Raw genomic sequence first — 25,209 nt, 5'->3', positions numbered from 1 at the left:
TCACTCGCGGCCGTCCCAGCGGGCCGTGCGCATGTCGGCCCGCGCGCCCCGGGTCGGGGTGCCCTCGGCCCGCCATCTCGCCAGGCACTCGGCCTCCAGACCGGCCGCCGGGGTCCCGTCGGCGCGGATGACCCGCCACCACGGCACGGCGCCGCCCCACAGGGACATCACCCGGCCGACCTGCCGGGGACCGCCCTCGCCGAGATACTCGGCGACGTCTCCGTACGACATGACCTTGCCGGCCGGGATCCGGTCCACCACGTCGAGCACCCGTTCCGCGTACGGCGGGGGCTCGCGGCCGGTCTCAGACACTCCAGTCGGCGGGCCCTGCCGCGATGATCTCTTCGAGCTTGCCGAACTCGTAGGTCGCCGCCCCGTTGATCTGCTCGACGACGCCGTTCCGGATGCCGTACGCCTCGCCGTCCTCGCCCACCAGCCGGGCTCCCATGAGATCGGTGAGCCGGGCGAGCTGGGCGACCTGCCAGTCCGACCCCGGCTGTCCCACAAGCCGTCCGGACCAGGTCGCGATCTGGTGTGCGGAGTCGCCGTGGCGCGCCAGGACCTCGCCCGCCTCGTGCGACCCGCGCAGCTCGAATCCGGCCTGCGCCGAGATGCTCGCGAGTTCGGCGTAGGCGAGCGGTGCATCACGCTCTACGCGCAGCTCGTACCCCATGAGCCGCGACCTTAGCGAAAATTGACCCGGCTTAGTGACGGGAAACGCGAACAACAGGAAGACCGCGCCCGAAATGCGGCCAAACGGCGGCCAACATGTGATCACCGGCGGCTGAGCGCGAGTGCGCCGGCGCAGAAACCGCCGATCCCGAGGACGATGGCGATGCCGTAGACCCAGAGCCTAACCGGATCCGGCCCCGGGCGCGCGGGCGCCCGTGAGACCGGGCCCTTGCCGAAGTGCGCGTCGTCCTGGACCGCCGACGCCTGGCCGTATCCGACCAGCTCTCCGGCTTTCGCGAGAGCCGCCGCCGCGTCCACTACGCCGAATCCGACTTTGTCGTCATAACCGGCGGGCGGATGGGGACGTGACGTCGCGGTCAACGCCCGTGACACCAATTCCGGCGGCAAATCCGGATATTTCGCCTTAATAAGCGCGATGGTTCCCGCGACAATCGCGCTGGCCACCCCGGTGCCCGACGCCGTGCCCCGGCGTCCGCCGGGAAGCGCGACCGGCACCCGCTCTCCCGGCGCGGCGACCAGGACCGAGAGGTTGTCGCTGCTGCCGGAGGTCTTGCCGCCCCGCCGGTCGACCGCGCCCACGCCCACCACTCCGGGATATCCCGCCGGGAACGCCCAGAAGGAGGTGCCGTTCTGCCGCGCGTACGCCGACTGGCCCGCGTCGCCCACCGCGGCCACGAGCACGGCGCCCCTGGCCAGCGCGAACGAGATGGCGTCGCGCTCCACCCGGTCGACGCCGTACGCCGGGACGGGCAGGCAGATGACCTTCGCGCCCTGGGCGGCGGCGTACCGGATGCCCCGGGCGAGCGGGCTGTCGCGCGTCTCCTCCGGCCGTTCCTCCGGATCGACGTAGTCGCGCTCCGGCCGGTTCACCACGACGGGAAGGGACAGCACCCGCGCCTCCGGCGCGACGCCCGAGAGCCCGCCGCCGCTTCCGCTCCCCGCGATCACCGACGCCAGCGCGGTCGCGTCGTCGCCCGGACGCTGCGTCTCGTCGCCGAGCACCGTGCCCGTCATGTCCGGGCCGCGCTCCACCCGGCCGGCCAGTTCGGGCAGCCCGGGGTCGGGCTGGCCCCCGCCGAGGAGGGCCACGACCACCCCGGCGCCCTTGGTCACCTTCCAGGCGTCGGCGGCGTTGACGACGTCGAGCGCCCAGCGCTCCTCCCCGCCGCCAGGAGTGGCCGCCGGCAGGGCCGCCGCGGAGACCGCCGGGCCGGTCCCGAGCAGGAGGGCCGCCAGCGCCGCGCCGAGCGAGACCGCCCTCAGCACGCGTTCCCCTGGGTACAGCGGGGAACGTCCGGGGGCTCTCCGAGGGCACGCGCGATGCGCCCGGCCAGTGTCTGCGCCAGGGGCCACATCTCGCTGTTCACCTGTTCCTCCAGGGGGACGGACGCGCGTGTCCTTCCGTCTGTGTACCCCACTGTGAGGAAGACGATGTACGGTCCCGCGCCCACCCAGCCGGTGCGCTGCCGCTGGGCCGCGCCGAACGAGTCGGTGACCGTGCCGGGGAAGGCCACCGGCCGCACCCCCACCCGGTCGTCCACGGGCAGGTCGGCCGCCGCGTCGGCGCGGGCGTCCTCGCTCGGCATGACGGCGACGCCCACGGTGACGGCGAACGTGGCGGTCTGGTCGACGTACGTGGCGCGCAGCAGGGTCCGGCAGCCGTGCTCGCCCAGCACCGGCGCCACCGGCGCGTCGACCACCGACCCGCACGCCGCCTCGGGCGCGATGCCTACCCTGCGCGCGTACTGCTGGGTCCGGCCGAGGCCGGTGTACGGAAGTTCCTCCGGGAAGACCATGCCCGCGGGCCAGGCCCGCCATCGGCGGGCCACGTCCTGCGCGACGTAGCGGGCGCGCTCGGCGTCGGTGAGCGGCCTCGACCGGGTCTCGCGGACGAGCCCGAACGCCCCCAGCAGCACGTTGAGCGCGGCCACGGCGAGGACGACACCCATGATCGTGAGGTAGGCCGACCGGAACCGGACACCGCGCGCCAGCTCCGCCCGCTCGCGGGCCGCCAGCGCCGCGGCGGCGCGTCCCCGCGAGGCCGTCCAGGGCCGCGCCCGCGCGGCGCGGCGCGGCAGCCGGGCCGTCTGCGGGACCCGCGCCTTCCTGGGGCCGGCCCTCCTGGGACTGTGGGGCTGCTCGGGCGGCATACTCCGATGCTACGTCGGCAGGCGCGACGGCCAAGGAGCCGGAGGCAGCGCGTCGTCCTCCCGCTCCCGCCGGCTCGCCCTCCGCGCGAGCACGAGCAGGACCGCGAGCCCCGCGCCCGAGCCCGCGAACGCGGCGAGCGCGATGCCGCCGTAGAGCAGGATCGCGCCGGTGTCGCGCCGTACGACCACGATGGGCTCCTGGCCGCCTGCCGCCGTACGGAGGGGACGCGCGGGGTTCAGCACGCCGGCGCCGGACGCGACGGCGCGATGCCGCGCGAGGGTGGCCGCGACGCTCAGCGCGCGGTACGCGTTGACCACCCCGAAGCCGGTGCCCGTGTTGTAGGGCCCCTTGCGGGCGGGCGACGAGGTGAGCGCCTGCGCGACGAGCGCGGGCGACATCCGGGGATGGCGCGACTTGATGAGCGCGGCGATCCCGGAGACGAGCGCGGTCGCCTGCGAGGTCCCCCGGCCGACCCAGTACTCGTCGCCCGGGCCCGCCCCGAGGACGTCCACGCCGGGGGCGGCCACCATGACCGAGGAGTTGCGGTTGGAGAACGAGGCCCGCCGCAGCGTGGAGGTGACCGCGGCCACGGAGATCACGCCGGGGATCGCCGCGGGGTAGGAGTACGGCGCGGTCTGCTTGCCCGCGCCGTCGTTGCCCGCCGCGGCGACCAGGACGACGCCCTTGGAAATCGCGTACCGGATGGCCGCGCGCTCGTCCTCCGTCGGCATGTCCTTCGACAACGACAGGTTGACGACCTCGGCGCCGTGGTCCACGGCGTACCTGATGCCCTTGGCGACCACGCCCTCGTAGCGCGCGTCGGAGTTGAACGTGCGGAACCCGGGCTCCTCGTCCTCCAGGATCACCCGTACGGACAGCACCCGGGCCTCAGGCGCCACGCCGATGATGCCGTCGGCCCCGTCCGGCCCGTGTCCGTGCCCGGCGATGAGCGAGGCCATGTACGTGCCGTGCAGCCGCACCGGCTGCACCCCCCGGGGGTTGGCGCCGGTCGTGAAGTCCCTGCCGGTGACGACCGAGCCGGCGAGGTCGCGGTGGTCGGGGTCCACGCCCGAGTCCAGGACCGCCACGGTGACGCCCGCGCCCTTCGTCAGCTGCCACGCGTCGTCGACGTCGAGGGTCCGCAGCACGTCCTGCTGGCTGAGCCGTACGTCGTCGGCCCGGGCCGCCCCCGGCTGAAGGAACGCCCCGCCGGGCAGGGTGAGCGCCCCGGCCGCGAGCGCGGCCAGGACGCACCTCCTGATCCTCGTACGTGCGCGCCGGGTCAGCACTGCCACTCCCGGGCCCTGCAGTCCGGGGACACCGGCGCGGTCAGGATCGCGGCGACGTCCCCGGACAGGTCGCCCGCGAACGAGAAGATCGTCGCCCGCTGCTGCCCGACCCCGCGGGCCGGCCGCCCGTCGACCTGGCCCGCCGTCGTGAGCACGAGATAGGGCCCGGCCTGCCGTACGGTCGCGGCCTGCCGCCCGCCCGCGGTGAAGCGGTCGGTCACGGTGCCGGGGAACGGGAGGGCGCGCAGGCCCGGGACGGGCGCCCCCTCGCGGGGGAAGGCGGCGAGCGCGGTGCGCGCCCGGGCCGCGTCGGGGAAGGCCGCCACGCCGATCGTGACCACGACGCCCTGCAGGCCGTCGAGGTAGGTGGCCCGCAGGACCGCCCGGCACCCGGCCGCGCGCAGCGCCTTGACGGCGGCGGTGTCGACGGCCGACCGGCAGTCGGTGCGGGTGGAGACGCCCACCCGCCGCGCCAGCTCACGGCCACCCTGCTCGCTGTTGTAGGCCAGGCTCGCGGGGAAGACGCGCCCCACCGGCCAGCGTTCCCAGCGCAGCGCCGTCTCGGCCGCCTGCGCCTCGCGCAGCTCGGCCTGGCTGGGCCCCCGGGTGAGCTCGGCGACCGCCGCGCTCGCCGCGATGCCACCGGCGATCGCGCAGATCAGGGTGATCGCGGAGGCCACGGCGACGGCCGGCCAGGTGCGGGTCTCGCCCACTGCGCCTCCGTTCGCGTCTCGGCCTCCTCTCCTACGTGACCTTAACGCGACCAACCGCCCGCCATACCCCCAAATGCGACAGGAAAGTACTTGACGTGATGGAAAGTGGAAAGTACTTTCCATACTGGAAAGTGGTTGTCACGCGAACGGAGCCCCCATGAACGTCGAGGAAGCGGAGCGGAGCCTGGCGCTCATCCGGCGGACCCAGGCGAAGGCGGTCAGGTCGCGGCCCTGGTTCCCCACCTGGTACGCCGCCGGGGTCGGGCTGTTCGTGACCGGTGTGCAGTTCGTCACCGAGCCCGGCACGCCCGTCGTGGTGACGGTGGCCACGGGCCTCCTGCTGGCCGCCGGCATGGGTGCGCTGGTCGCCCTGCTGGTGCGCACCCGCACCATGACGGCCCACCGCAGCCTGGTGCGGGCGAATGTCATGGCCATCTTCATGCTCTGGCTCGCGCTGGGCGTCGGGCTCTGCCTCGCCGTCGCCTTCCGGCTCGACGCGGCGGAGGTGGCCTACGCGCGGACGTACGCCGGGCTGGTCATGACCGCGTTCCTGCTGGTCACCGGGCCGTTCGTCGGCAGGTGGATGTCGGCGCTGCTGGCGCGCCGGATCGAGAGCGGCTCGTGATGGAACTCGACCCCGTCATTCATCCGCCGACCCGGCTTCAGATCGTCTCGCTGCTCGCCGCGGCCGAGGAGGCGGAGTTCGGGTTCGTCCGCGACACCCTGGGTGTCAGCGACTCGGTCCTGTCCAAGCAGGGCAGCGCGCTGGAGACCGCGGGATACATACAGGTGCGGAAGGGCTACGTGGGCAAGCGGCCCAAGACCTGGTTCAAGCTCACGGACCGGGGACGGGCGGCGTTCACGGCGTACGTCGCGAACCTGCAGCGCATCGTCTCGCCCAGCGGTCTCACCGTGGCGCCGGAGGAACGCGGCCAGGCGGCCGGCAGGCCGCGCTGAGAGCGGGGACGGCGACGGCCGCCGCCTCGGGGTGGAGGCGGCGGCCGTCGTGGCGGATCGCCGTTGCGGCGATCAGTAGGTCGGCAGGCTGGGGTCGACCGTCTTGATCCAGCTCAGCACGCCGCCGCCCACGTGGACGGCGTCGGAGAAGCCGGCGTTCTTCAGCACCGCGAGGACCTCCGCCGAGCGGGCGCCCGACTTGCAGTGCAGCACGATCTTCCGGTTCTGCGGGAGCCCTTCCAGGGCCGAGCCGTTCAGGAACTCGCCCTTGGGGATCAGCACGGCGCCGGGGATGCTGACGATCTCGTACTCGTTCGGCTCGCGGACATCGATGATCATGATGTCGTCGCCGCGGTCGCGCATCGCCTCGAGCTCGGCCGCGGTGATCGTGCTGCCCGCGGCGGCCTGCTGGGCCTCGTCGGAGATCGTGCCGCAGAACGCCTCGTAGTCGATCAGCTCGGTGATCGAGGGGTTCTTGCCGCACAGCGGGCACTCGGGGTCCTTGCGGACCTTGACGTCGCGGTACTTCATCTCCAGGGCGTCGTAGATCATCAGACGGCCGACGAGAGGCTCGCCGACGCCGGTGAGGACCTTGATGGCCTCGTTCACCTGGATCGAGCCGATCGACGCGCACAGCACGCCGAGCACGCCGCCCTCGGCGCAGCTCGGCACCATGCCCGGCGGCGGGGGCTCGGGGTAGAGGCAGCGGTAGCACGGCCCGTGCTCGGCCCAGAAGACGCTCGCCTGCCCGTCGAAGCGGTAGATGGACCCCCACACGTACGGCTTGCCCAGCAGCACGGCCGCGTCGTTGACCATGTAGCGGGTGGCGAAGTTGTCCGTGCCGTCCACGATCAGGTCGTAGCCGGAGAAGATGTCCATCACGTTGTCGGTCGTCAGAGCGACGTTGTGGATGATGACGTTGACCAGCGGGTTGACCTCACGCACGCTGGCGGCGGCCGACTCGGCCTTCAGCCGGCCCACGTCCGACTGACCGTGGATCACCTGCCGCTGGAGGTTCGACTCGTCGACGACGTCGAAGTCGACGATGCCGAGGGTGCCCACCCCCGCCGCGGCCAGGTACAGCAGGGCGGGAGAGCCCAGGCCGCCGGCGCCCACACACAGCACCTTGGCGTTCTTGAGCCGCTTCTGACCCGCCATGCCCACATCGGGGATGATCAGGTGGCGCGAGTAGCGGCGCACCTCGTCGACCGTCAGCTCTGCTGCCGGCTCTACCAGCGGTGGCAACGACACAGTTCCACTCCTGCTTTGCGTGTCCGTCTTCGTGCCAATGGTCGCGCTCGGCTCCATGGGCCCATCACAAGCTCTTCTCACAACTTAACCGGGGTGGCCCCGCATTCCCCAATCACGCTGTTCGGCGGGGGGACATCCTCGTGTAGGCCAGCAGGCGGCGCGCCTCACGCGCGACGAGCTCGGGATACTCCATCTGCGCCACGTGCCCGGCGTGCGGGAGTGTGACGAGGCGCACGTCACGGAAGGCCCGGCCCGACCGGTGCACCATGCGCGCGTGGATCAGGCGGTCGCGCAGGCCGTACACGACGAGGGTGGGCGCGGCCACCCGCCCGGCCTGCCGCCAGAGGTTGTCGTCGCCGAACCTGAAGTACTCCCGCACGATCGCGCGGGTGCAGCCGACCATGGACATCACCGCGTGCGGCAGCGCGTCGCGGCGGCGCAGTTCCTCGACCGCCTCGCGCAGCCGGTCCGGATGCACCCGGCCCGTGTCGGCGTAGCACATGCTCACCGTCGCCAGCACGCGCCGCTCCGGCGGGAGGGCGCTCAGCCACCTGACGGCCAGTTCGCCGATGGACGGGGCGGCCGACAGGGCGATCCTGGCCGGGCCGTACCTCGGCCGCAGGTCGGGCAGCGCCGGTGAGACCAGCGTCAGCGACCTGACCAGGTCGGGCCGGGTGGCCGCGACCCGGACCGAGACCGCGCCGCCCATGGAGTGACCGAAGAGGTGGACCGGGCCGTCCCCGAGCGCCTCGACGAGCCTGACCACGGCGGTGGCGCTGGCCGCGACGGAGTAGTCGCCGTCCGGCGGCTCCGGGGAGTGCCCGGCCCCGGGCAGGTCGACCGCGACGCCCCGCACGTCGCCGGCGAGCTCGCCCATCAGGTCCGTCCAGTTCGTCGCCGAGCCCGCCAGCCCGTGGACGTAGACGGCGGTCTCCCGCGGCCCCTCCGGAGTCGCCCGGAGATGGAGGCGGCCGCCGCCCTCCACGTCGATGAACCGGCCGGGCCACACCGGAATCGGCTCGTCTCCCACGCGTCCTCCCCCGCTTCACCTCGCGTTTCCGACCATAACCCCGCCCGTACGACGCCTCGGCGGGTGCTCCCCCTACCCAGACGGAACGGGAACGATCATCCGGTTCGTCCCGATCAGACGGGCGCGACATAAGCCCAATATCCACCCCATTCGGACATTTCGAAATGCGGATATGAATGACATTCCACGCAAACCAAGCGCTAGCGGTTCAACGGAGCCAATAAAGCGATAAGCAGAAGGCAAAAGCCGCCGATCGCCGTTTGTCGCTCGGACACCGAGGAAATCAAGACAATGCAGGGATGATCCACCAAGGGTCATCAGTAAGGGCATTTTCCGAACGACTTGGAAAACGCCGGAGTGTCGGGGCAACAATCCTTCAAGGAGGACATGAAATGCCCAAGTTCAACAACCTGGTCGGGATCCTCGCGATCAGCGCCGCACTCACCGGTGGTGCCGTCACGCTGGGTACCGCGGTCGCCGGCAGCGCGAACGCGGCGACCGTCATGGGCGGCTACGTGGGCGGCGGTGGCTACCCGTACCCCTACGGCAACTTCAACTCGAACCGCAATTCGCAGCGGCAGAAGCACAAGGCGCTGAACGGCAACAAGAACAAGAACAAGAACAAGACGAAGCAGTGGCAGCACGAGCGGCAGAACCAGGGCCAGCACCAGTTCCTGCTGCGTGACTTCACGCTCGTCCTCACGCCGTTCCAGAAGTCGGAGACCGACTCGCGGGCCCTGCCGTACAACTGGCAGAACGGCAACTCGCAGGCGATTCCGTGGAACCGCATGTACACGAACGCCGACTCCCTCAACAACCCGCGTCAGGGCCAGGCGTCCCAGGCCACGCCGAGGACCAACCAGGCCACCGAGATCGACCCGCGCATCAAGAAGAAGGAGGCGGACGTCGACCTCGACGTGGACGCGGACATCCAGAAGAAGAGGGACATGGACCCGGACCCCGTGTTCGTGCCCTGACGCGACCCGGACCGGCGGCCCGGTGAACGTCCCCGCTCCGGCGGGTGACGCGTCATCCGGGCGCCCCACCCCGTGCCCGTGACCGCAGTCCTCGCGAGGGGCCGCGGTCGCGGACCGGGGAGACACACGCGCGAGCGGCGGAGCGGTGGCGTACCCGCGGGAGCGGGACGGGCGGCGACCGAGACCCGCGGATGCGGACCGGCGTCACCCGGGCCGCCACTCCGTACGCGGACGCGTGAGCAGTTGAGGAACAAGCGCCGGCGGCGGGTTTCCGAGGAGAGGGCCGCCGACGTGGGTCATCGCATCGCGCCGCCTCACGGCGGCGACATACCTGCTGTCACCCCGCCCGTCTCCGTACGGGGCCGGGCGGGGTCGCGATATTCAGAGGAGAACCAACCAGATGTCCGTGTTGAAGAACATCGCCGGGGCTCTTGCCCTCGGCACCGCGCTGGGCGGCGCGGCCGTCGTGCTCGGCGGCGCCGTCGGCGCCGCGGCCGGCGCGACGACCGTCATGGGCGGCTACATCCCCGCCCCGAGCGCTCCGGCCCGCTACTACCCGCGCAGCTACAACACCAACTGGAACCACAACTCGCAGCGGCAGGGCCACAAGGCGGCCAACCGCAACAAGAACAAGAACAAGAACAAGAACCACGAGTGGCAGCACGCTCGTCAGTCCGAGTTCCAGGACCAGTTCCTGATGCGGGACTTCACGCTCGTGCTCACGCCGTTCCAGAAGTCGTCCAACGGCTCGGCCGCGCTGCCGTACAACGCCCAGTGGAGCCAGACGCAGGCGCTGCCCTACTCGAGCCAGTACGACAACACGCAGTCGCAGAACCTGCCGCGCCAGGGCCAGGCCTCGATCGCCGACCCGAAGACGAACCAGGCGACCGAGATCAACCCCAACGTGAAGGCGAAGAAGCTCGACGTCGACGCCGACATCGACATCGACAAGAAGGAGATGAAGAAGAGGGACGGCATGGCTGCGGACGACTTCGAGGCCGTTCCCTGATCCTGAACGACCACCGCGCGGCCGGCCGGGACGACCGGCCGCGCCCAGGGAGTGTCAAGCACGTCTGGCCCCGGGCCACCGGCCCGGGCGCCGGACGGACGTGCCCGTGCTCGCCGCGGTGTGGACCGGTTTCCCGGCCACATCCCGAGCACGGGCACTTTCGTCTTCCCCGGCTTTTCCCGCCCCTCCCGGCCTTCCCCGCCCCGACTCCCCGATGCCCGAGCCCCGCTCCCCGTTCCTGCGTCCGATGGTCCACCCACCCCGAGAATCGGACATTAGGGGACAAGTCACACTTTTATCCTCTAATTCGCGCCATAAAGAGCTATCGGCTGATCAAAAGGCATAGAGCAGAGTTTGTCCGAGGATACCGACGGACATCAACGTAGCGCAGGAACCCGGCCCCGTGAGGGGCCTCAAAGATATCTTCCGGCCGGACAGGCGAGAGATATCGAAGGATGCGGGGGAAATCCAATCCTTTAGGGGGACAGCAATGCGCAAGTTCACGAGGGTCATCGCCGGGCTCGCACTCGGCACCGCGGCCGCGGGCGGCGCCATCGCCATGGGCGCGACGGCGGCGAGCGCGGGGACCGACAACGGGCTCGGCACCTTCGCCTTCTCAAGCCCGCCCATGATGAACAACAACTTCATCCCGTTCACCGACTGCAACAACAACAACAACAACTGCGGGAACAACCTCGGCAACGGCAACGGTTGCTGGAACAATAACAACAACAACAACCAGTTCTGGAACAACCAGTCGTTCTGGAACCAGAGCGCCTTCACCGACAACGTCGACGACGACTCCAGCTTCGCCGTCATCGGCAAGGACGCCGCCATCGCGTTCCAGGACTCCACCAAGCGGAACAGCAACTTCTTCAACAGCGGCTGGTGGCAGAACAACAACTGGTGGAACAACAACAATAACAACTGCTGGAACAACAACCTCGGCAACGGCTTCTAAACCACTCCGCCACAACGGCCTGCGAGACAACCGCGCCGTTCGGGCTCCGGACGGGTGACGGGACGACCCGGACAGGCACTCGCGGAGTTCTCCCGCCCTCCGGCGCCGGCGCGGCGCCCCGAGTTGAGCGCAGTCACACGTTCCCAGGAAAGACGGGAACGGCCGTTCGATCCGACGCGTGACTCACAAGGGCTCCGGCGGTTCTCTCTCGCCGGAGCCCTGACCTCCACACGACCTCAAGCCTCACGGGGACTCCGAGGCACTTTCTCCGGACCGTCGGAGAAAGGCCCCGGGAAATCAGGGCACATCGAATCCTGTCAAGGGGGACACGCAATGCCCAAGCTCACCACGATCGTCGCAGGTTTCGCGCTCGGCGCCGCCGTCGCCGGGGGCACACTCGCCATGGGCATCACGGCCGCAAGCGCTTCCTGCGGGTCCGGCGACTGCGACTCGGGCACCGACGGCATCGCCAACGGCGACCGGGGCGGCACCGGCGGCATCGCCCAGGACAACCTGGTCGGCAGGAACGCCTTCCCGGTCTTCGCGGTGCCCGTCGAGAACAACAACCTGAACAACAACCGGAACAACCTGCAGCAGAACCAGAACAACAACGACAACAACTCGCTGTGGGGTCAGCAGGGCTTCTGGAACCAGGGCCTGTTCGCCGACCGGCGGAACGACACCTCCGGCTTCGGCATCGTGTGCAAGGGCGTCGCCATCGGCTTCCAGGACAAGACCAACCGCGACAACACCTTCTTCAACAACAACTGGTGGCAGAACAACAACTGGTGGAACAACCGCGACCAGCGGAACAACTGGTGGAACAACAACGAGAACGTGCGCTGAGAGGGCAGGTTCCCAGCGGCCCTGCGAGACGACCACGCCGCGCTGCGAAGGTGACGGAAGAAGCCACGCGCCATCGGGAACTTCCGGCCCCGGACCGGCGGACCGGCGCCGTTGAGTGCAGAAACAGGTCTCTCGGCACATCGGCCGCTCCCGGAGCGGCCTGAGAACCGAGGACAGCCGTCCGACTCTCGACGCACCACCAAGGGCTCCGGCGGGACCTTCCGCCGGAGCCCTGCCTCGTAGGACCCCCTTTCGAAGCCTCCCGAAGCCCTCCCCCAGTCCTCCCGCAAGCCCCATCCCCGCCCCACCCCAGGCCCACAGGCGCAGGCCCCACCGCTGCCGCGCCTCAGGGCCCTCCTCGTACGGCGCACCGCCGGTCCGTGACCGCCGCCTCGGCACCACTCCCCGCCACACGCCGGCCCGTCCCGGTTCGCGCCGCCGGCACGAGACGCGGACGCCCCCTTCAGAGGCTGGGTGCAAATCGTACCTTTCTCCACATAAGGCGCATTATCCCTCGAATCAATCCTATAGGCAGCTAATCATTACCCAAAAGCATCAGATCCTCGTTTGTCAGACCCGCACAGAGGAAATCACCCTAGCGTCGGAAGTAAGGCTCGATAAGGGCCATATTGGCAATTCTCACAACCGGAATATGTGCGAGAAATGCCAGGTACTACGGGCAATCGACAATCGAATCCTGTCAAGGAGGACACATAATGCCCAACCTCAAGAAGGTCATCACCGGCCTCGTTCTGAGCACCGCGGTCGTCGGCGGCGCCATCGCCCTCGGGACCACGGCCGCCAGCGCCGGGGACGGGGACCGGGACGGTGTCGCCGACGGCAACCGGGGCGGCACGGGCGGCATCGCCCAGGGGAACACCGGCCTGGGCAACGGGCTCTTCCCCGGCTTCACCACGGGCACCGACAACAACGGCGTCTCCAACGGCAACCGGGGCGGCACGGGCGGCATCGCCCAGGGGAACACCGGCCTCGGTGACGGCCGGGGCTTCCCTGCCTTCGCCACCGCCAACCCCTTCGTCGACGGCAACAACCGGAACAACAACGCCAACAACAACAACCACTTCAACAACAACCAGTTCAACAACGGCAACAACTGGTGGTGGGACCAGCGGGGGTGGTGGGGCCAGAACCTCTACAAGGACGGCAAGGACGACCACTCCGCGTTTGGCGTCGTCGCCAAGGACGTCGCCCTCGGCTTCCAGGACAAGACGAACCGGGACAACAACTGGTTCCACAACAACTGGTGGCAGAACAACGGCTGGTACAACAACAACGACCGGTTCGACCGGAACAACTGGAACCGCCTGCGCCAGTAACGGGGCTGCTCCGTTCTCGCGGTATCGCTTCAACGGGGCACGGAGGGGCGGGTGAGTGGTCCCGCTCTCCCGCCTCCGTCCCGCGACGAAAACGAAGAAGAGTGCAGACAAGCGATTTCCGCTGTGCCGGGCGTCCGGCGCGGATAATCGTCCATCGATTCTCTGTGGCATGAGACAAGGGCTCCGGCGGAGGTTCTCGCCGGAGCCCTGACCTTTGCCCGGCCCAGGACGGCGGGCGGAAACCGCGGTCACGAGGATTGGGAGAGCCGGAGACGGGGAATGCGGCCGGGGGAGTACCCTCCGGCACGGCCGGTGAATCGCGGACCGGACACCGACTGCGTCAGCGACCGGTTAACCCCCGCCATGGGTCGCAACGAGAGTTCAAACTCTCCCCCGCCGCGTTTGGCCGCGGGCCCCTTCGGCAATCTAGACACCACGGCGATGACCGGACATATAGGTCAGAACCGGACTTCTCCGGTTCCCACCGGAGAAGTCAGAACTACGGGCAATCCATCCTTCGAGGAGGGCCTCTATGCCCAAATTCCGGAACGTCATCACCGGCCTGGCGGTCAGCACGGCAATGGCCGGCGGCGCACTCGCTCTGAGCACCGTCAGCGCCCACGCCTCCACCCCGACCACCGCCACCGTCGTCACCAAGTGGGGCTGCGGCTGGGACGGCCACGGGCACGGCCGCAACTACAACAAGAACAAGAACAAGCTCGTGAACCGGAACGACTTCCGCAGCTTCAAGTACTACAGGATCAAGAAGGTCAACCGGAACACCGCCGCCTTCGCGTCCGGCGACGCGGTCGTCGACATCGACGGCGACGACGACGACTGATCCGGACGGCGCTACCCGGCGCCGCTTCCTTCCGCACGGTGAACAATCCGCACGGTGAACAATCCGTACAGTGAACAAGCCCCGGCGGGACAGCCGCCGGGGCTCCCGTGGAGCGGCGAGAAGCGTGAGGAAGCAGGCGGGCCGAACGGTCAGGCGGAGCGGCGGGTCCTGCGCTTCCTGGGGGCGCTCTCCTCCTCCGCGCCGTCCGAGGCCGCCTTGCCGTCACTCTTCGCGGCAGACTTCGCGGCGGGCTTCGCAGCACTCTTCCCCACGCTCTTCGCCGAACTCCCCGCCGCGCTCTTCGCGGCCGTCCTCTCCTGTGGCTTCGCCGCCTCCGCGCCCTGGCGTTCCCGCTTCGCGGCCTCGACGCTGGCGCGCAGCGCGGCCATGAGGTCGACGGCCGGGCCCTGCTCGGCGGGCGCCTCGGGCGCCACGATCTCCCTGCCCGCGACCTTGGCCTCGATGACCTCCTGCAGAGCCTCACGGTAGGCGTCCGTGTACTCCGCCGGATCGAAGTCGGCCACCATCGTGTCGATCAGCGACTCGGCCATCTTCAGTTCCTGTGGCCGCACCGGGACGTCCTCCTCCAGGAAGCCGAAGTCGGCCTCGCGGATCTCGTCCGGCCAGAGCATCGTCTCCAGCACGAACACGCCGTCCCGGACGCGCAGCGCGGCCAGCGACTCCCGCTGGCGGAGCGCGATCTTCACGACCGCCACCTGCCCCGACCGCTCCAGGGCGTCCCGCAGCAGCACGTACGGCTTCGCCCCCTGCCCGTCGGGCTCCAGATAGTACGACTTCGCGAAGTAGATGGGGTCGATCTGGTCGGCGGGGGTGAACTGCAGCACGTCGATCCGCCGCGAGGTGGTCAGCGGCAGGTCGGCGAAGTCGTCGTCGGTCAGCACGACCATCTCACCGGTCGGAAGCTCGTACCCCTTGGCGATGTCGGCGTACGGCACCTCCTCGCCGTCGACCGAGCAGACCCTCTTGTACTTGATCCGCCCGCCGTCCTCCCGGTGCACCTGATGGAAGCTGACGTCCTTCTGTTCGGTCGCGGAGTACAGCTTGATGGGAATGGTGACCAGACCGAACGAGATGGCGCCTTTCCAGATGCTCCGCATGGCTACATTCTCGTCTCTGTGTTCGAATACCGCTATGCTGGGATTCAAGGGAGTTACCTCATGGGCAGGTACCCACTATGGCGGTGCCGTACCCGGTCGAACCCATGCTCGCGGTCGCCGGCGAGCTTCCCCGAAACCCCGGCGACTACGCCCTTGAGGTGAAGTGGGACGGCATCCGCGCGCTCGCGTACGTCGACGGCGGGGTGGTGCGGGTGACCGGCCGGCACGGCGCCGACTTCACCTCCCGCTACCCCGAGATCGCCGCCGCCATGGCCCCGCTCGCCGGGCACCGGGCGGTCGTCGACGGCGAGGTGGTCGTCTTCGACCACGAGGGACGGCCGAGTTTCGCCCGGCTGCAGCGCCGCATGCACGTGACCGATCCGGCGGGCGCCCACGTGCTCGGCCTCCTGCCGGCGTCCTATCTCCCCTTCGACCTGCTCCATCTGAACGGGCACACGCTGCTCGACCTGCCGTACCGGGACCGGCGGGCGCTGCTCGACTCGCTCGGCCTGGGCGCGCCGCCGTCCTTCCCCTGCGAACCGGAGGTCGTGGAGGCGACCAGGCGGCAGGGGCTGGAGGGCGTGGTCGCCAAGCGCCTCGACTCGCCGTACCTGCCGGGGCGCAGGACGGACTGGTGGATCAAGGTCAAGAACCTGCGCACCACCGAGGTGGTCGTCGGCGGCTGGCGGCCCGGCAAGGGCCGCCGCGCGGGCGGCGTCGGCTCGCTCCTGCTCGGCGTGTACGGCGGGCCTCCCCCGGGCGCTCTCCTCTTCGCGGGGCATGTGGGGACCGGCTTCACCGACGCCGTGCTGGACGACATCCGTGGCCTGATTGAGCCGCTCGAGATCGGGCAGAGCCCCTTCTCTGGCGGGCTGCCGAGAGAGATCTCCAGGAATGCCCGCTGGGTCCGGCCCGAAGTGGTCGGCGAGGTGGCGTTCACCATGTGGACTGGGGGCGGCGGTACTCGCGACGGACGGCTGCGCAACCCGGTGTGGCGCGGCGTCCGCGTGGACAAGATCCCCGCGGAGGTGCGGCGGGAGGAGCGGTGATGACGGAGAAGGTGCGGGTGAAGGTCGAGGACCGGATGCTGGTCCTGACCAACCTGGACAAGGTCCTATATCCCGGCACCGGGTTCACCAAGGCCGAGGTGATCGACTACTACACCCGGATCTCCCCGGTCCTGCTCCCGCATCTGCGCGGGCGTCCGCTCACGGTCAAGCGCTATCCGAACGGCGCGGACGCCGCGTTCTTCTTCGAGAAGAACGCCCCCGACCACACGCCCGACTGGGTCCGTACGGTGACCCTCCCCGCGCCGGGCAGCACGAAGAACCGCGAGGAGATCGAGTTCGCGGTCGTGGAGGACCTGCCCACGCTCGTCTACTACGCCAACCTGGCCGCGCTGGAGATCCATCTGCCGATGTGGCGGGTGGCCAAGGACGGCGAGCCGCAGCCGCCCGACACCCTCGTCTTCGACCTCGATCCCGGGGCGCCGGCCACGATCGTCGACTGCTGCCGGGTCGCCGTCCTGCTGCGGCGGGCGCTGGCCGACGACGGCCTGGAGAGCCATCCGAAGACCAGCGGAAACAAGGGCATGCAGCTCTACGTCCCGTGGGACCGCGGGCCCGGCACCTCCGACTACGCGAAGGCGCTGGCCCGGCGGATGCAGGAGGAGCACCCGTTCGTGACCAGTGTGATGGCCAGGAAGGAAAGGCCGGGCAAGGTCTTCATCGACTGGAGCCAGAACAATCCGGCCAAGACCACCGTCGCGCCGTACTCGCTGCGCGCCAACCCGCTGCCGACCGTGTCGACGCCCCTGCGGTGGGAGGAGGTCGAGGCGTGCGAGAACCCGGAGCAGCTCGTCTTCACCTCCTCCGACGTGCTGAAGCGCGTCGCGGAACACGGCGACCTGTTCCTGCCCCTCGGCGCTTAGCCCGGCCGCACCCCTGGCCGTAGTGTTGGACCTGTCGCAGCCGACCGTCGAACGGAAGGAAGATCACATGCCAGAGATGGAGCCCCTCGACGAGGTCGCCGAGGAGATCTCGATCGAGGCGCCGGAAGCCGACGCGGTCGAGCAGCACCAGCTCGTCAAGGTCGCCGAGGACAGGCGCTGGCCCGAGCGCGTTCCGTTCGACGCCGACCCGGCCGACGTGACCGAGCAGGAGCGCACGGTCGACCTCGACGACGACGACTATCGCTGATCACGGATACCGACACGTAGGATGAGGCCCCGGGGCGGGAGCCCCCGATGCGCTTTGTGCAAGGAGACTGCCGTGACCGCTACCCCGGACGCCAAGCCCCGGGGCACCCGGCTGCCCCGGATGGCCCGCCGCCGCCAGTTGCTGAGCGCGGCGCAGGAAGTGTTCGTGGAGAACGGCTACCACGCCGCGGCGATGGACGAGATCGCCGAGCGGGCCGGGGTGAGCAAGCCGGTGCTCTACCAGCACTTCCCGGGCAAGCTTGAGCTGTATCTCGCGCTGCTCGACCTGCACGTCGACGACATGGTGAACCGGTGCCGCCAGGCGCTCGAGTCCACCACCGACAACAAGCAGCGGGTGCAGGCGGCCATCGGCGCCTTCTTCGACTTCGTGTCGAGCCAGGGAGAGGCCTTCCGGCTGGTCTTCGAGTCCGACCTGCGCAACGTGGCGCCCGTACGGCAGCGCATGGAGCGCTCGCTGTACGAGAGCGCCGAGGCGATCAGCCGGGTGATCCAGGAGGACACCGGCTGCTCCAGCGACGAGGCGCACCTGCTCGGCGTCGGCCTGGTCGGCATGGCCGAGGTGAGCGCGCGCTACTGGCTGAGCAGCCACGGCTCGATCCCCAAGGAGGCGGCGACGCAGCTGATGGCACGCCTGGCCTGGCGCGGCATCAGCGGCTTTCCCCGCACCGGCTGACCGGGCCGCCGGAATCCTGTTCGCCGGATTCCTGTTCGCTTGACGCGATCACAGAGCTCGCCGCGCCGCGGGGCGACGACGATGGGGAGAGACCAGCCCTCGCGAAAGGGGAGCCTTATGGAAATAAAGATCGGCGTGCAGTCGGTGCACCGCGAGATCGTGGTGGAGACCGACCTGTCGGCCGAGCAGATCGAAGAGGAGCTCCGCAAGGCGCTCGCCTCGGACAAGGGCGTCTTCTCCCTGACCGACACGAAGGGCCGCCGGGTGGTCGTCCCAGTGACCTCGCTCGGGTTCGTCGAGATCGGCGAGGACGAGACGCGGCCCGTCGGCTTCGGCGGAACTCTCTGATCTGGACCGTCCGACTCACAGACCGTCCGGCTTGAAGAATGTCTGACGTGCGGCCGGAGCCGGCCCGCGGCGCGGGTGTCCCGCGACGCGCGGCGTGCCGACGGCCGGTCCGGCCGCCCGGGTCAGGACCGCTTGTAACCGCATCCGCGGGGACGGCGGGTGAGATCCGCCCGATGCGGATCGTCCCGTCTTCCGCCGATCGTCGGACAGCCCGTGCTTCCTCTCCGCAGGATCGGGCGGGGAGTCCAGCTGTTCGGCCCACATCTTGTCAAGGAACTGCCGTAGCGGCGCGAGGCCCTCATGCTCGCACCGTACATCCGTTTGCCGGATGCGCGAATCAGGAACGGCGAGGTTTCACCCGTTGGGGGTGAGGCCGAGCTCCGACATCCGCCTGCCGTGCTCCTCGGTCAGCCGGGCGAACATCCGGCCGACCTCCGCCAGATCCTCGCCCTGCTCGCCCACGAGCAGCGCGGCGAGGTGCGGACGGGCGGCCGCCAGCCGCTGCCCCTGGCTCAGCGCCTCGCCGACCATCCGGCGCGCCCACAGCGCGAGCCGCCCGCACAGGCGCGGGTCGGCGTCGAGCGCGGCGCGCATCCGCTCCACCGCGAACTCCGAACGGCTCCCGTCGGCCAGCACCTCGTCGACCAGGGCGATGATCGAGGGATCGGCGTGGCGGGCGGCCTCGCGGTAGAAGTCACCCGCGATCCCCACCCCCACGTAGGCCTTCACCAGCGCCTCGTACCAGTCCTTCGGCCTGGTCTGGGCGTGCCAGGCGTCGATCGCCTCGACGAAGGGCGCCATCGCCTCCTCCGGATCGGCCCCGAGGGAGGCGATCCGGTCGCGCAGCACCCGGAAGTGCCCGTACTCGGTCGCGGCCACGTCCCCGAGCGCCGCCCTGTCGTTCAGCGTCGGCGCGAACAGCGCGGCGTCCTCGGCCAGCCTGAGGAAGGCGGTGAGCTCGGCGTACGCGAGGACGCCCAGCAGGTCGACGATCCCGGGAGACGAATCACTCATGGATGCAGCGTAAGGGTCGGCGGGGCGCCCGCGGAGCCACCCGGTCCGGTCCCGCGGAACCCCTTCGGCGCCCCGTACGACCCCCCGCAGGACAACAACTTTTAGTGAGAAGTCGCGGAAATCGGTTCCGTGTTGTGGTATCGAGTAGACTGCTTCGTGGAAGTGCGACCGCACTGGCCAACAACCAGCACTGGCTGACAACCGAGCCGACCCGGGGTCTCCCCCGGACCTCAGGAACCAGTGGATGCCGCGGTCGCTGTTCACGACGAGGGCGCGACTGTCCGCGAGGACCCGGACCGGGAAAGATCTGCCGGCCGGATGTCCCGGAGGGCCGCCTTCACAGATTGAGGCAGGCCACGCTGACAACGACGTTCCGAGACCTGGGAGTCATCCCGGAGATCGCCGATGCCCTCGAGACCGAGGGCATCACTTCACCGTTCCCGATTCAGGAGATGGCGCTCCCGCTGGCGCTGGCCGGCCAGGACGTCATCGGGCAGGCACGCACGGGCACCGGCAAGACCTATGCCTTCGGCGTCGCCATGCTCCAACTGGTCGGCAAGCCGAGGAAGAACCGCAAGAAGCCCCGCGGTCTCGTCCTCGTCCCCACGCGCGAACTGGCCCTTCAGGTGACCGAGGACCTGGTCCTCGCCGCCGGGAAGCTGGGGTCGCGCATCCTCACCGTCTATGGCGGCCGTGCGTACGAGCCGCAGATCGAGGCGCTCAAGAACGGCGTCGACGTGATCGTCGGCACCCCCGGGCGGCTGCTCGACCTGGTCAAGCAGAAGCACCTCGACCTGAGCCAGATCACCATGCTCGTCCTCGACGAGGCCGACCGCATGCTCGATCTCGGGTTCCTCCCGGACATCGAGCGGATCATCAAGCTCGTGCCGGACGACCGCCAGACCATGCTGTTCTCGGCCACGATGCCCGGCGAGATCGTTAACCTGTCCCGCCGCTACCTCGACCGGCCCACCCGCGTGCGCGCGGAGAGCAGCACGGCCGAGGCCGAGACGACCACGCTCACCACGCAGCACGTGTACCGCACGCACCGCATGGACAAGATCGAGATTCTCGGGCGGCTGCTCCAGAGCAGGGGCGCCGGGCTCACGATGGTGTTCTGCGAGACCAAGCGGGCCTGTGACATGGTCGCCGAGCAGCTCAAGGAAAAGGGCTTCGCGGTGGCGGCCGTCCACGGCGACCTCGGTCAGGGCCAGCGCGAGCAGGCGTTGCGCGCCTTCCGGAATGGCAAGATCAACGTGCTGGTGGCGACCGACGTCGCGGCGCGCGGCATCGACATCGACGACGTGACCCACGTCGTCAACTACGACTGCCCGCAGGACGAGAAGGCCTACGTCCACCGGATCGGCCGCACCGGCCGGGCGGGCCGCACCGGCGTCGCGGTGACCTTCGTCGAGTGGACCGAGCTGACCCGCTGGAAGGTCATCAACAACGCCCTCTCGCTGGACTTCGCCGATCCCGTCGAGACCTATTCGAGCTCCCCGCACCTGTACGGCGAACTCGACATCCCCGAGGGCACCAGGAGCGTGCTGCCGCGCGCCCAGCGCTCGCGCGCGGGCCTGGAGTCCGAGGAGATCGAGGACCTCGGCGAGACCGGGCGCACCCGCTCCAACGGCAGGTCCGACCGGGGCGGGCGCGGCCGTGACCGCGACCGCGACAACACCGAGGAACGCCGGGAGCGCCCCGCCCGCACCCGCGAGCGGCGGCGGACCCGTGGCGGACGCCTGCAGGAGGCCGAAGGGTCCTCCCCCGGCGAGGCCGCCGCCCCGACCTCCCAGGGCGCCGACCAGGTGGGGGACGGCTCCGGGTCGCCCGAGCAGGCCCAGGCTCAGGTCCAGACTCAGGTTCAGGGGCGCAGGTCCCGGCGAGGGGGTGCCAACACGGACGCCCTGACCGGAGCGCTGGCCGAGGTCCCGGCCGCACGGCCCCAGGAGGAGCAGGCGGGCGGACCGCCGGCCGGTGCGGCGTCCGAGCCGGAGGCGGCCCCGCGCCGGGCCTCCCGCCGCAGGACCCGCGCCACCGACACGGCCGGCTCCCCGGCCGCCGAGCCCCGGATCGACGAGGCCCGGATCGAGGAGCCACAGGCCGACGAGCCACGGAGCGGTGACCAGCCGGTCGCCGCGCCCCTCGCCGAGCCCGTCACCGCACCCGTCGCTGAGCCCGTCGCGGACCGGCCCGCCCGCCGCCGCGGGACCCGCGCCGGAGCCGCCACCGGTACGGAGGACTCCGCGGCGGCCTCCCCGGCTGTCTCCGCGTCTGTCTCCTCGTCTGTCTCCTCGTCTGTCTCCTCGGACCGGCCCACGCGCCGCCGTACGCGGAGCACGGACGCGGGCGCCCCTGACGAGGCGCTGTCCGTCCCGTCGGTGCCGTCGGCCGAGGTGACCGTGAACGGCGTGGCGGACGAGCCCGTCCGGCCGCCGGTCGCCCGGCAGGAGCCGGAACGGATCATTCCGGCCAGCCCGTTCATGGTCGTGTTCAAGTCCCCGGACCTCGCGACCGACGACGACGATCCCGCTCCGTCCGCCGCGACCGAGCGCGCCCAGCAGCGGCGCCGCCCGCCCCGGCCGCGCCCGCGCCGTACGGGGTGAGGGGCCGGACACGGCCCGCTCGTCGATGAGCACGATCACCAGGGCAGGGAGAGCGCCGGACACCCGGCGCGCTCCCTGCCTTTTCACGTGGGCGCCTTCACATGTGGGCGCCTCTATACGTTGGGCGCCTCTACACGTGGGCGCCTTCGTACGTGGGCACGGTCCCCCTGGCGGGCCGCCACGTTCGCAGTGGGTATGACCTGGACAGGAGGCACGCGTCATGACCACCCGGACTCTCTCTTCCCGGCCGGTCCGCAACCGGCTTGGATATTTCGGCGGTGTCGCCGGAGTCTCCGCTGGGTATCGTGATGCCACGTGAGTGAGCGAGCCTTCAGCAGACGGTCCATACCGGGGATCCCGGGTGAGATGGAGGAGGTCTCGTGAGCACGCCACGGTTCCTGACCCTCCCTCCGGGCGTCAGCAGCGAGCAGATCGAGACGCCGCTGGGCTCGTTCGCGGCCCTGGAGGCGCTGCCCGTGAGCGGGATCCCCGAGCGCTGGCCCGCCCTCCTCGTCCCCGGCTTCACCGGGTCGAAGGAGGACTTCATCTCCGTCCTGCAGACCCTCGCGCAGGCCGGCCGCCGCGTGATCGCGGTCGACATGCGCGGGCAGTACGAGACGCCGGGCCCCGACGACCCGGCGGCGTACACGTGCGGGGCGCTCGGCGCGGACGTCGACGCGATCGCCGCCGCCGTCGGGCAGGGCGAGCCGGTGCACCTCATGGGGCACTCCTTCGGCGGCCTCGTCGCCCGGGAGGCCGCGCTGAACGGCGCCGCCAGGTTCGCCTCGCTCACGCTCATGAGCTCCGGGCCCGCCGGGATCATCGGACCCCGGGAGAAGATGGGCCGGGTGATGCTCGCCGAACTGCCCGAGTACGGCCTGGACTACCTGTGGTCCAACCGGCTGGAGCCGGAGGCGCTGAAGGCGGGGGTCCCGGACGACATCGTGGCGTTCCTGCGCAAGCGGCTGCTGTCCAACCACCCCACCGGGCTCATGGCCATGGCGCACGAGGTGCTGGGCGCCACCGACCGGTGCGACGAGCTCGCCCTGTGCGACCTCGACCTCCTGGTCCTGTACGGCGAGCACGACGACGGCTGGCCGCCGCCCTTGCAGGCCGAGATGGCCCGGCGGCTCGACGCGGAGTGCGTCGTCGTGCCGGGGGCGCTCCACTCGCCCGCCGTCGAGGCGCCCGAGACCACCGCCGCCGCCCTGACCCGCTTCTGGAACGCGGCCGAGAGCCGGCTGCTCCAGCACGGCTGACGCGACGGCCATGACCGGGGTCAGCGGTCCCACCGTCCAGCCTCCCGAGTCCGTGACGTGGCAGGTCCACGTCGACCGGGCCATGTGGGTGGGCGGCGTCCGCGGCCTGATGCTGCAGGCCCTGCATCCGCTCGCGATGCGGGGCGTGTGGCAGAACTCCGACTTCCGGGAGGACCCCTTCGGGCGGCTGCGCCGTACGGCCGACTTCGTGGGCCGCGTGACGTACGGCAGCCCGGAGGAGGCCGAGCGCGTCGCCAGGCGGGTCCGCAAGATCCACCGGGCGCTGCGCGTCCACGATCCCGACACGGGCCGGGTCCACCGGGTGGACGACCCCGAGTTGCTGCTGTGGGTCCACTGCGCGGAGGTCACGTCCTACCTGGAGGTGGTCCGGCGGGCGGGCGCCCGGATCACCGACCGGCAGGCCGACCGCTACCTCGCCGAGCAGCGGCGCAGCGCGGCGTACGTCGGGCTGCGCCCGGAGGACGTGCCGGGCACCATGCGCGAGATGGACGACTACTTCGCCCGGATGCGGCCCAGCCTGCGGGTCATCCCCGAGTCGGCCGCCGCCGTCCGGTTCCTGCTCTGGCCGCGCCTGCCGGAGCACCTGCGGTTCCTGTCTCCGGCGAGGCCCGTCTACTTCCCGTTCGGCGCGCTCTGCTACTACACGCTGCCGCGCTGGGCCCGCCGCCTGTACGGCGTGCTGCCCGAGGTGCCGGGGATCGCCGTCACCGCGGCGCTGCGGGCCTTCCGGCTCACCATGAACAGCATTCCCGACCCGGTGCACCAGCGCGTGCTCGACGAGGGCACCCGGGCCATGCTGCGGGCCTCCCGGGAGCGCCTCGGCGCGGCAGGATACGACGTCGGCCAGGGCCTGCGTGCGCTGACCGACCCGCGTCGCCACCCGCACCCGTCCGCTACCCCTCCCGGAAGCTGACCGGCGCTAGCCGGGGACCTCCTCGGCCGTGGGGAGGCCGTCCCAGGGCAGGCGGTCGGGGGAGGCGGCCCGTCCCTCCGGGCAGTGCGCACGGAAGTCGCACCACGAGCAGATGGGCCCCGGCTCGGGCGGGAACAACGCGTCGATCTCCGGCGGCACCGCGACGGCCGCGCCGTCCTCCGCGGACGCGCCCTCCCCCCGCCTCGGGGCCGGCACGGCGCCCCCCGCACGGCCCTGTGCACGGCCCTGTGTGCGGCCGCTCGCGCGAGCGGCGGGCCCGGCCCACTCCCGGTAGGCGTCGTCGGCGTCCGCCGCCTCCAGGCCGATCTCCTCGGCCCGGCGCAGGTGGCGGGCCAGCGACTCGTCGCCGTGCTCCCACTCCGCGATCGAGCCGGTGGGCAGGTGGTGCAGTTCCACCCGGTGGCAGGGGCGGCGCATCATGCGGGACGAGGCGATCGCGTAGACGGCGAGCGCGAGCGAGGACCGGGCGTCGTCGGGCGTCAGTGGACGGCGGCCGGTCTTGTAGTCGACCACCACCAGTTCGTCCCCGCGCCGGTCGAGCCGGTCGATCCGGCCGGACAGGGCGAGCACGGACGTGCGCGTGGCGACCGTCCGCTCGACGCCCACGGGCTCGTCGGCCGGGTCGAGCGTCGCGACGTAGGAGGAGACCATCTCGCGGGCCCGGTCCCGCCAGGCCGCCGACTGCTCCTCGTCCCTGAACCCCTCGCGGAGCCAGCCGCCGGTCAGCAGGGTGGCCGCCACGACCGGCGTGCGCCGCTCGTACGGCTCCCGCCACCACGCGGCCAGCGCGTTGTGCACGGAGGCCCCCACGCTGTTGTGGGCCCACGGGGGGCCCTTGCGCGGGGCCGGCCGGTCGAGATAGGTGAAGCGGTAGCGGCGCCGGCAGTCGAGCCAGGTGTTCAGGCGTGACGGAGTGCAGGTGTAGAGCCGCCTCGGCATGCCGTCGAGGCCGAGCTGCTCCAC

General features: G+C 70.7%; 27 protein-coding genes. 16 read left to right on the top strand and 11 right to left on the bottom strand.

The features are described from left to right. From F5972_RS29280 to F5972_RS29255, 6 genes are all read right to left on the bottom strand, one after another. The gene (locus F5972_RS29280) at nt 1–312 is read right to left on the bottom strand and encodes an MGMT family protein (protein WP_150938006.1); all 312 of its coding nucleotides are present in this window, start codon (nt 310–312) and stop codon (nt 1–3) included. Next, complete coding sequence (locus tag F5972_RS29275) at nt 305–673, bottom strand: hypothetical protein (RefSeq protein WP_150938004.1); 369 nt, start codon at nt 671–673, stop codon at nt 305–307. The genes F5972_RS29280 and F5972_RS29275 overlap by 8 nt, the downstream gene beginning before the upstream one ends. Before the next feature lie 101 nt (nt 674–774). Beyond that, nucleotides 775–1,959: a S8 family serine peptidase gene (locus F5972_RS29270; protein WP_150938002.1), complete on the bottom strand. Its 1,185-nt coding sequence runs from the start codon at nt 1,957–1,959 to the stop codon at nt 775–777. Continuing rightward, nucleotides 1,953–2,843: a hypothetical protein gene (locus F5972_RS29265; RefSeq protein ID WP_150938000.1), complete on the bottom strand. Its 891-nt coding sequence runs from the start codon at nt 2,841–2,843 to the stop codon at nt 1,953–1,955. Before F5972_RS29265 ends, F5972_RS29270 begins: the two co-directional genes overlap by 7 nt. A 9-nt stretch (nt 2,844–2,852) precedes the next feature. Beyond that, complete coding sequence (locus F5972_RS29260; RefSeq protein ID WP_225311999.1) at nt 2,853–4,133, bottom strand: S8 family serine peptidase; 1,281 nt, start codon at nt 4,131–4,133, stop codon at nt 2,853–2,855. Next, entirely contained in the window at nt 4,127–4,846 is a 720-nt protein-coding gene (locus F5972_RS29255) for a hypothetical protein (RefSeq protein WP_150937998.1), read from the bottom strand. Before F5972_RS29255 ends, F5972_RS29260 begins: the two co-directional genes overlap by 7 nt. A gap of 157 nt (nt 4,847–5,003) precedes the next feature. Here F5972_RS29255 and F5972_RS29250 point away from each other — a divergent pair, with 157 nt between their 5' ends. Next, nucleotides 5,004–5,471: a hypothetical protein gene (locus tag F5972_RS29250; RefSeq protein WP_150937996.1), complete on the top strand. Its 468-nt coding sequence runs from the start codon at nt 5,004–5,006 to the stop codon at nt 5,469–5,471. Next, nucleotides 5,471–5,803, top strand: a complete 333-nt coding sequence (locus F5972_RS29245; protein WP_150938112.1) for a winged helix-turn-helix domain-containing protein — start codon at nt 5,471–5,473, stop codon at nt 5,801–5,803. Before F5972_RS29250 ends, F5972_RS29245 begins: the two co-directional genes overlap by 1 nt. A 72-nt stretch (nt 5,804–5,875) precedes the next feature. On the opposite strand, the gene moeZ is transcribed toward F5972_RS29245, so the two are convergent. Together moeZ and F5972_RS29235 are read right to left on the bottom strand one after the other, a co-directional pair. Next, nucleotides 5,876–7,054: an adenylyltransferase/sulfurtransferase MoeZ gene (gene moeZ, locus F5972_RS29240; RefSeq protein ID WP_150937994.1), complete on the bottom strand. Its 1,179-nt coding sequence runs from the start codon at nt 7,052–7,054 to the stop codon at nt 5,876–5,878. Between the two features lie 112 nt (nt 7,055–7,166). Further along, nucleotides 7,167–8,084 carry an alpha/beta fold hydrolase gene (locus F5972_RS29235; protein WP_150937992.1) on the bottom strand — a complete coding sequence of 306 codons (918 nt, stop codon included), beginning with the start codon at nt 8,082–8,084 and terminating at the stop codon, nt 7,167–7,169. Between the two features lie 392 nt (nt 8,085–8,476). On the opposite strand from F5972_RS29235, the gene F5972_RS29230 reads away from it, so the two are divergent. The 6 genes from F5972_RS29230 to F5972_RS29205 all read left to right on the top strand — a co-directional run bounded on the left by F5972_RS29230 (nt 8,477) and on the right by F5972_RS29205 (nt 14,055). After that, on the top strand, nt 8,477–9,061 hold the full coding sequence (locus tag F5972_RS29230) for a hypothetical protein (RefSeq protein ID WP_150937989.1): 585 nt from the start codon (nt 8,477–8,479) through the stop codon (nt 9,059–9,061). Between the two features lie 400 nt (nt 9,062–9,461). After that, on the top strand, nt 9,462–10,070 hold the full coding sequence (locus F5972_RS29225; RefSeq protein WP_150937987.1) for a hypothetical protein: 609 nt from the start codon (nt 9,462–9,464) through the stop codon (nt 10,068–10,070). A gap of 490 nt (nt 10,071–10,560) precedes the next feature. Then, on the top strand, nt 10,561–11,031 hold the full coding sequence (locus tag F5972_RS29220; protein ID WP_150937985.1) for a hypothetical protein: 471 nt from the start codon (nt 10,561–10,563) through the stop codon (nt 11,029–11,031). Between the two features lie 333 nt (nt 11,032–11,364). Then, nucleotides 11,365–11,877 (top strand): hypothetical protein, encoded by a 513-nt coding sequence (locus F5972_RS29215; protein WP_150937983.1) that lies wholly within the window; start codon nt 11,365–11,367, stop codon nt 11,875–11,877. A gap of 716 nt (nt 11,878–12,593) precedes the next feature. Further along, a complete protein-coding gene (locus F5972_RS39020; protein ID WP_150937981.1) occupies nt 12,594–13,214 on the top strand; it encodes a hypothetical protein in 621 nt (206 codons plus the stop codon). Nucleotides 13,215–13,746: 532 nt separating this feature from the next. Then, a complete protein-coding gene (locus tag F5972_RS29205) occupies nt 13,747–14,055 on the top strand; it encodes a hypothetical protein (protein ID WP_150937979.1) in 309 nt (102 codons plus the stop codon). A 149-nt stretch (nt 14,056–14,204) separates the two neighbouring features. Here the strand turns inward: F5972_RS29205 and ku are convergent, their stop codons facing one another. Then, entirely contained in the window at nt 14,205–15,173 is a 969-nt protein-coding gene (gene ku / locus F5972_RS29200; RefSeq protein WP_150937977.1) for a non-homologous end joining protein Ku, read from the bottom strand. A gap of 77 nt (nt 15,174–15,250) precedes the next feature. On the opposite strand from ku, the gene ligD (F5972_RS29195) reads away from it, so the two are divergent. The 5 genes from ligD (F5972_RS29195) (at nt 15,251) to F5972_RS29175 (ending at nt 18,412) form a co-directional block, all read left to right on the top strand. Further along, nucleotides 15,251–16,222 (top strand): non-homologous end-joining DNA ligase, encoded by a 972-nt coding sequence (gene ligD, locus F5972_RS29195; protein WP_150937975.1) that lies wholly within the window; start codon nt 15,251–15,253, stop codon nt 16,220–16,222. Beyond that, complete coding sequence (gene ligD / locus F5972_RS29190; RefSeq protein WP_150937973.1) at nt 16,222–17,103, top strand: non-homologous end-joining DNA ligase; 882 nt, start codon at nt 16,222–16,224, stop codon at nt 17,101–17,103. The genes ligD (F5972_RS29195) and ligD (F5972_RS29190) overlap by 1 nt, the downstream gene beginning before the upstream one ends. 67 nt (nt 17,104–17,170) lie before the next feature. Continuing rightward, entirely contained in the window at nt 17,171–17,371 is a 201-nt protein-coding gene (locus tag F5972_RS29185) for a hypothetical protein (protein WP_150937971.1), read from the top strand. Between the two features lie 72 nt (nt 17,372–17,443). Beyond that, nucleotides 17,444–18,064: a TetR/AcrR family transcriptional regulator gene (locus F5972_RS29180; protein WP_117409108.1), complete on the top strand. Its 621-nt coding sequence runs from the start codon at nt 17,444–17,446 to the stop codon at nt 18,062–18,064. A gap of 117 nt (nt 18,065–18,181) precedes the next feature. Continuing rightward, nucleotides 18,182–18,412, top strand: a complete 231-nt coding sequence (locus F5972_RS29175) for a DUF3107 domain-containing protein (RefSeq protein WP_117409109.1) — start codon at nt 18,182–18,184, stop codon at nt 18,410–18,412. Between the two features lie 354 nt (nt 18,413–18,766). On the opposite strand, the gene F5972_RS29170 is transcribed toward F5972_RS29175, so the two are convergent. Next, entirely contained in the window at nt 18,767–19,426 is a 660-nt protein-coding gene (locus tag F5972_RS29170) for a ferritin-like fold-containing protein (protein ID WP_150937969.1), read from the bottom strand. Nucleotides 19,427–19,878: 452 nt separating this feature from the next. Between F5972_RS29170 and F5972_RS29165 the strand changes: the two genes are divergently transcribed. From F5972_RS29165 to F5972_RS29155, 3 genes are all read left to right on the top strand, one after another. After that, nucleotides 19,879–22,032: a DEAD/DEAH box helicase gene (locus tag F5972_RS29165; RefSeq protein ID WP_225311998.1), complete on the top strand. Its 2,154-nt coding sequence runs from the start codon at nt 19,879–19,881 to the stop codon at nt 22,030–22,032. A gap of 380 nt (nt 22,033–22,412) precedes the next feature. Further along, nucleotides 22,413–23,291, top strand: coding sequence for an alpha/beta fold hydrolase (locus F5972_RS29160; RefSeq protein ID WP_150937965.1), 879 nt, complete (start codon nt 22,413–22,415; stop codon nt 23,289–23,291). A gap of 10 nt (nt 23,292–23,301) precedes the next feature. Beyond that, nucleotides 23,302–24,225 (top strand): oxygenase MpaB family protein, encoded by a 924-nt coding sequence (locus F5972_RS29155; protein WP_150937963.1) that lies wholly within the window; start codon nt 23,302–23,304, stop codon nt 24,223–24,225. A 6-nt stretch (nt 24,226–24,231) separates the two neighbouring features. Here the strand turns inward: F5972_RS29155 and F5972_RS29150 are convergent, their stop codons facing one another. Then, nucleotides 24,232–25,209, bottom strand: a complete 978-nt coding sequence (locus tag F5972_RS29150; RefSeq protein ID WP_225311997.1) for a RecB family exonuclease — start codon at nt 25,207–25,209, stop codon at nt 24,232–24,234.

The organism is Microbispora cellulosiformans, from assembly GCF_008728085.1.
Taxonomy (GTDB): domain Bacteria; phylum Actinomycetota; class Actinomycetes; order Streptosporangiales; family Streptosporangiaceae; genus Microbispora; species Microbispora amethystogenes.
This window is presented reverse-complemented; position numbering and strand designations above follow the sequence as displayed.

What these genes read in the sequence shown, in the direction of transcription:
- F5972_RS29275 (WP_150938004.1), bottom strand. Translation starts at nt 673, where the DNA reads ATGGGGTACGAGCTGCGCGTAGAGCGTGATGCACCGCTCGCCTACGCC.
- F5972_RS29265 (WP_150938000.1), bottom strand. Translation starts at nt 2,843, where the DNA reads ATGCCGCCCGAGCAGCCCCACAGTCCCAGGAGGGCCGGCCCCAGGAAG.
- F5972_RS29250 (WP_150937996.1), top strand. Translation starts at nt 5,004, where the DNA reads ATGAACGTCGAGGAAGCGGAGCGGAGCCTGGCGCTCATCCGGCGGACC.
- F5972_RS29245 (WP_150938112.1), top strand. Translation starts at nt 5,471, where the DNA reads ATGGAACTCGACCCCGTCATTCATCCGCCGACCCGGCTTCAGATCGTC.
- F5972_RS29230 (WP_150937989.1), top strand. Translation starts at nt 8,477, where the DNA reads ATGCCCAAGTTCAACAACCTGGTCGGGATCCTCGCGATCAGCGCCGCA.
- F5972_RS29225 (WP_150937987.1), top strand. Translation starts at nt 9,462, where the DNA reads ATGTCCGTGTTGAAGAACATCGCCGGGGCTCTTGCCCTCGGCACCGCG.
- F5972_RS29220 (WP_150937985.1), top strand. Translation starts at nt 10,561, where the DNA reads ATGCGCAAGTTCACGAGGGTCATCGCCGGGCTCGCACTCGGCACCGCG.
- F5972_RS29215 (WP_150937983.1), top strand. Translation starts at nt 11,365, where the DNA reads ATGCCCAAGCTCACCACGATCGTCGCAGGTTTCGCGCTCGGCGCCGCC.
- F5972_RS39020 (WP_150937981.1), top strand. Translation starts at nt 12,594, where the DNA reads ATGCCCAACCTCAAGAAGGTCATCACCGGCCTCGTTCTGAGCACCGCG.
- F5972_RS29205 (WP_150937979.1), top strand. Translation starts at nt 13,747, where the DNA reads ATGCCCAAATTCCGGAACGTCATCACCGGCCTGGCGGTCAGCACGGCA.
- ku (WP_150937977.1), bottom strand. Translation starts at nt 15,173, where the DNA reads ATGCGGAGCATCTGGAAAGGCGCCATCTCGTTCGGTCTGGTCACCATT.
- ligD (WP_150937975.1), top strand. Translation starts at nt 15,251, where the DNA reads ATGGCGGTGCCGTACCCGGTCGAACCCATGCTCGCGGTCGCCGGCGAG.
- ligD (WP_150937973.1), top strand. Translation starts at nt 16,222, where the DNA reads ATGACGGAGAAGGTGCGGGTGAAGGTCGAGGACCGGATGCTGGTCCTG.
- F5972_RS29185 (WP_150937971.1), top strand. Translation starts at nt 17,171, where the DNA reads ATGCCAGAGATGGAGCCCCTCGACGAGGTCGCCGAGGAGATCTCGATC.
- F5972_RS29175 (WP_117409109.1), top strand. Translation starts at nt 18,182, where the DNA reads ATGGAAATAAAGATCGGCGTGCAGTCGGTGCACCGCGAGATCGTGGTG.
- F5972_RS29170 (WP_150937969.1), bottom strand. Translation starts at nt 19,426, where the DNA reads ATGAGTGATTCGTCTCCCGGGATCGTCGACCTGCTGGGCGTCCTCGCG.
- F5972_RS29165 (WP_225311998.1), top strand. Translation starts at nt 19,879, where the DNA reads ATGGCGCTCCCGCTGGCGCTGGCCGGCCAGGACGTCATCGGGCAGGCA.
- F5972_RS29155 (WP_150937963.1), top strand. Translation starts at nt 23,302, where the DNA reads ATGACCGGGGTCAGCGGTCCCACCGTCCAGCCTCCCGAGTCCGTGACG.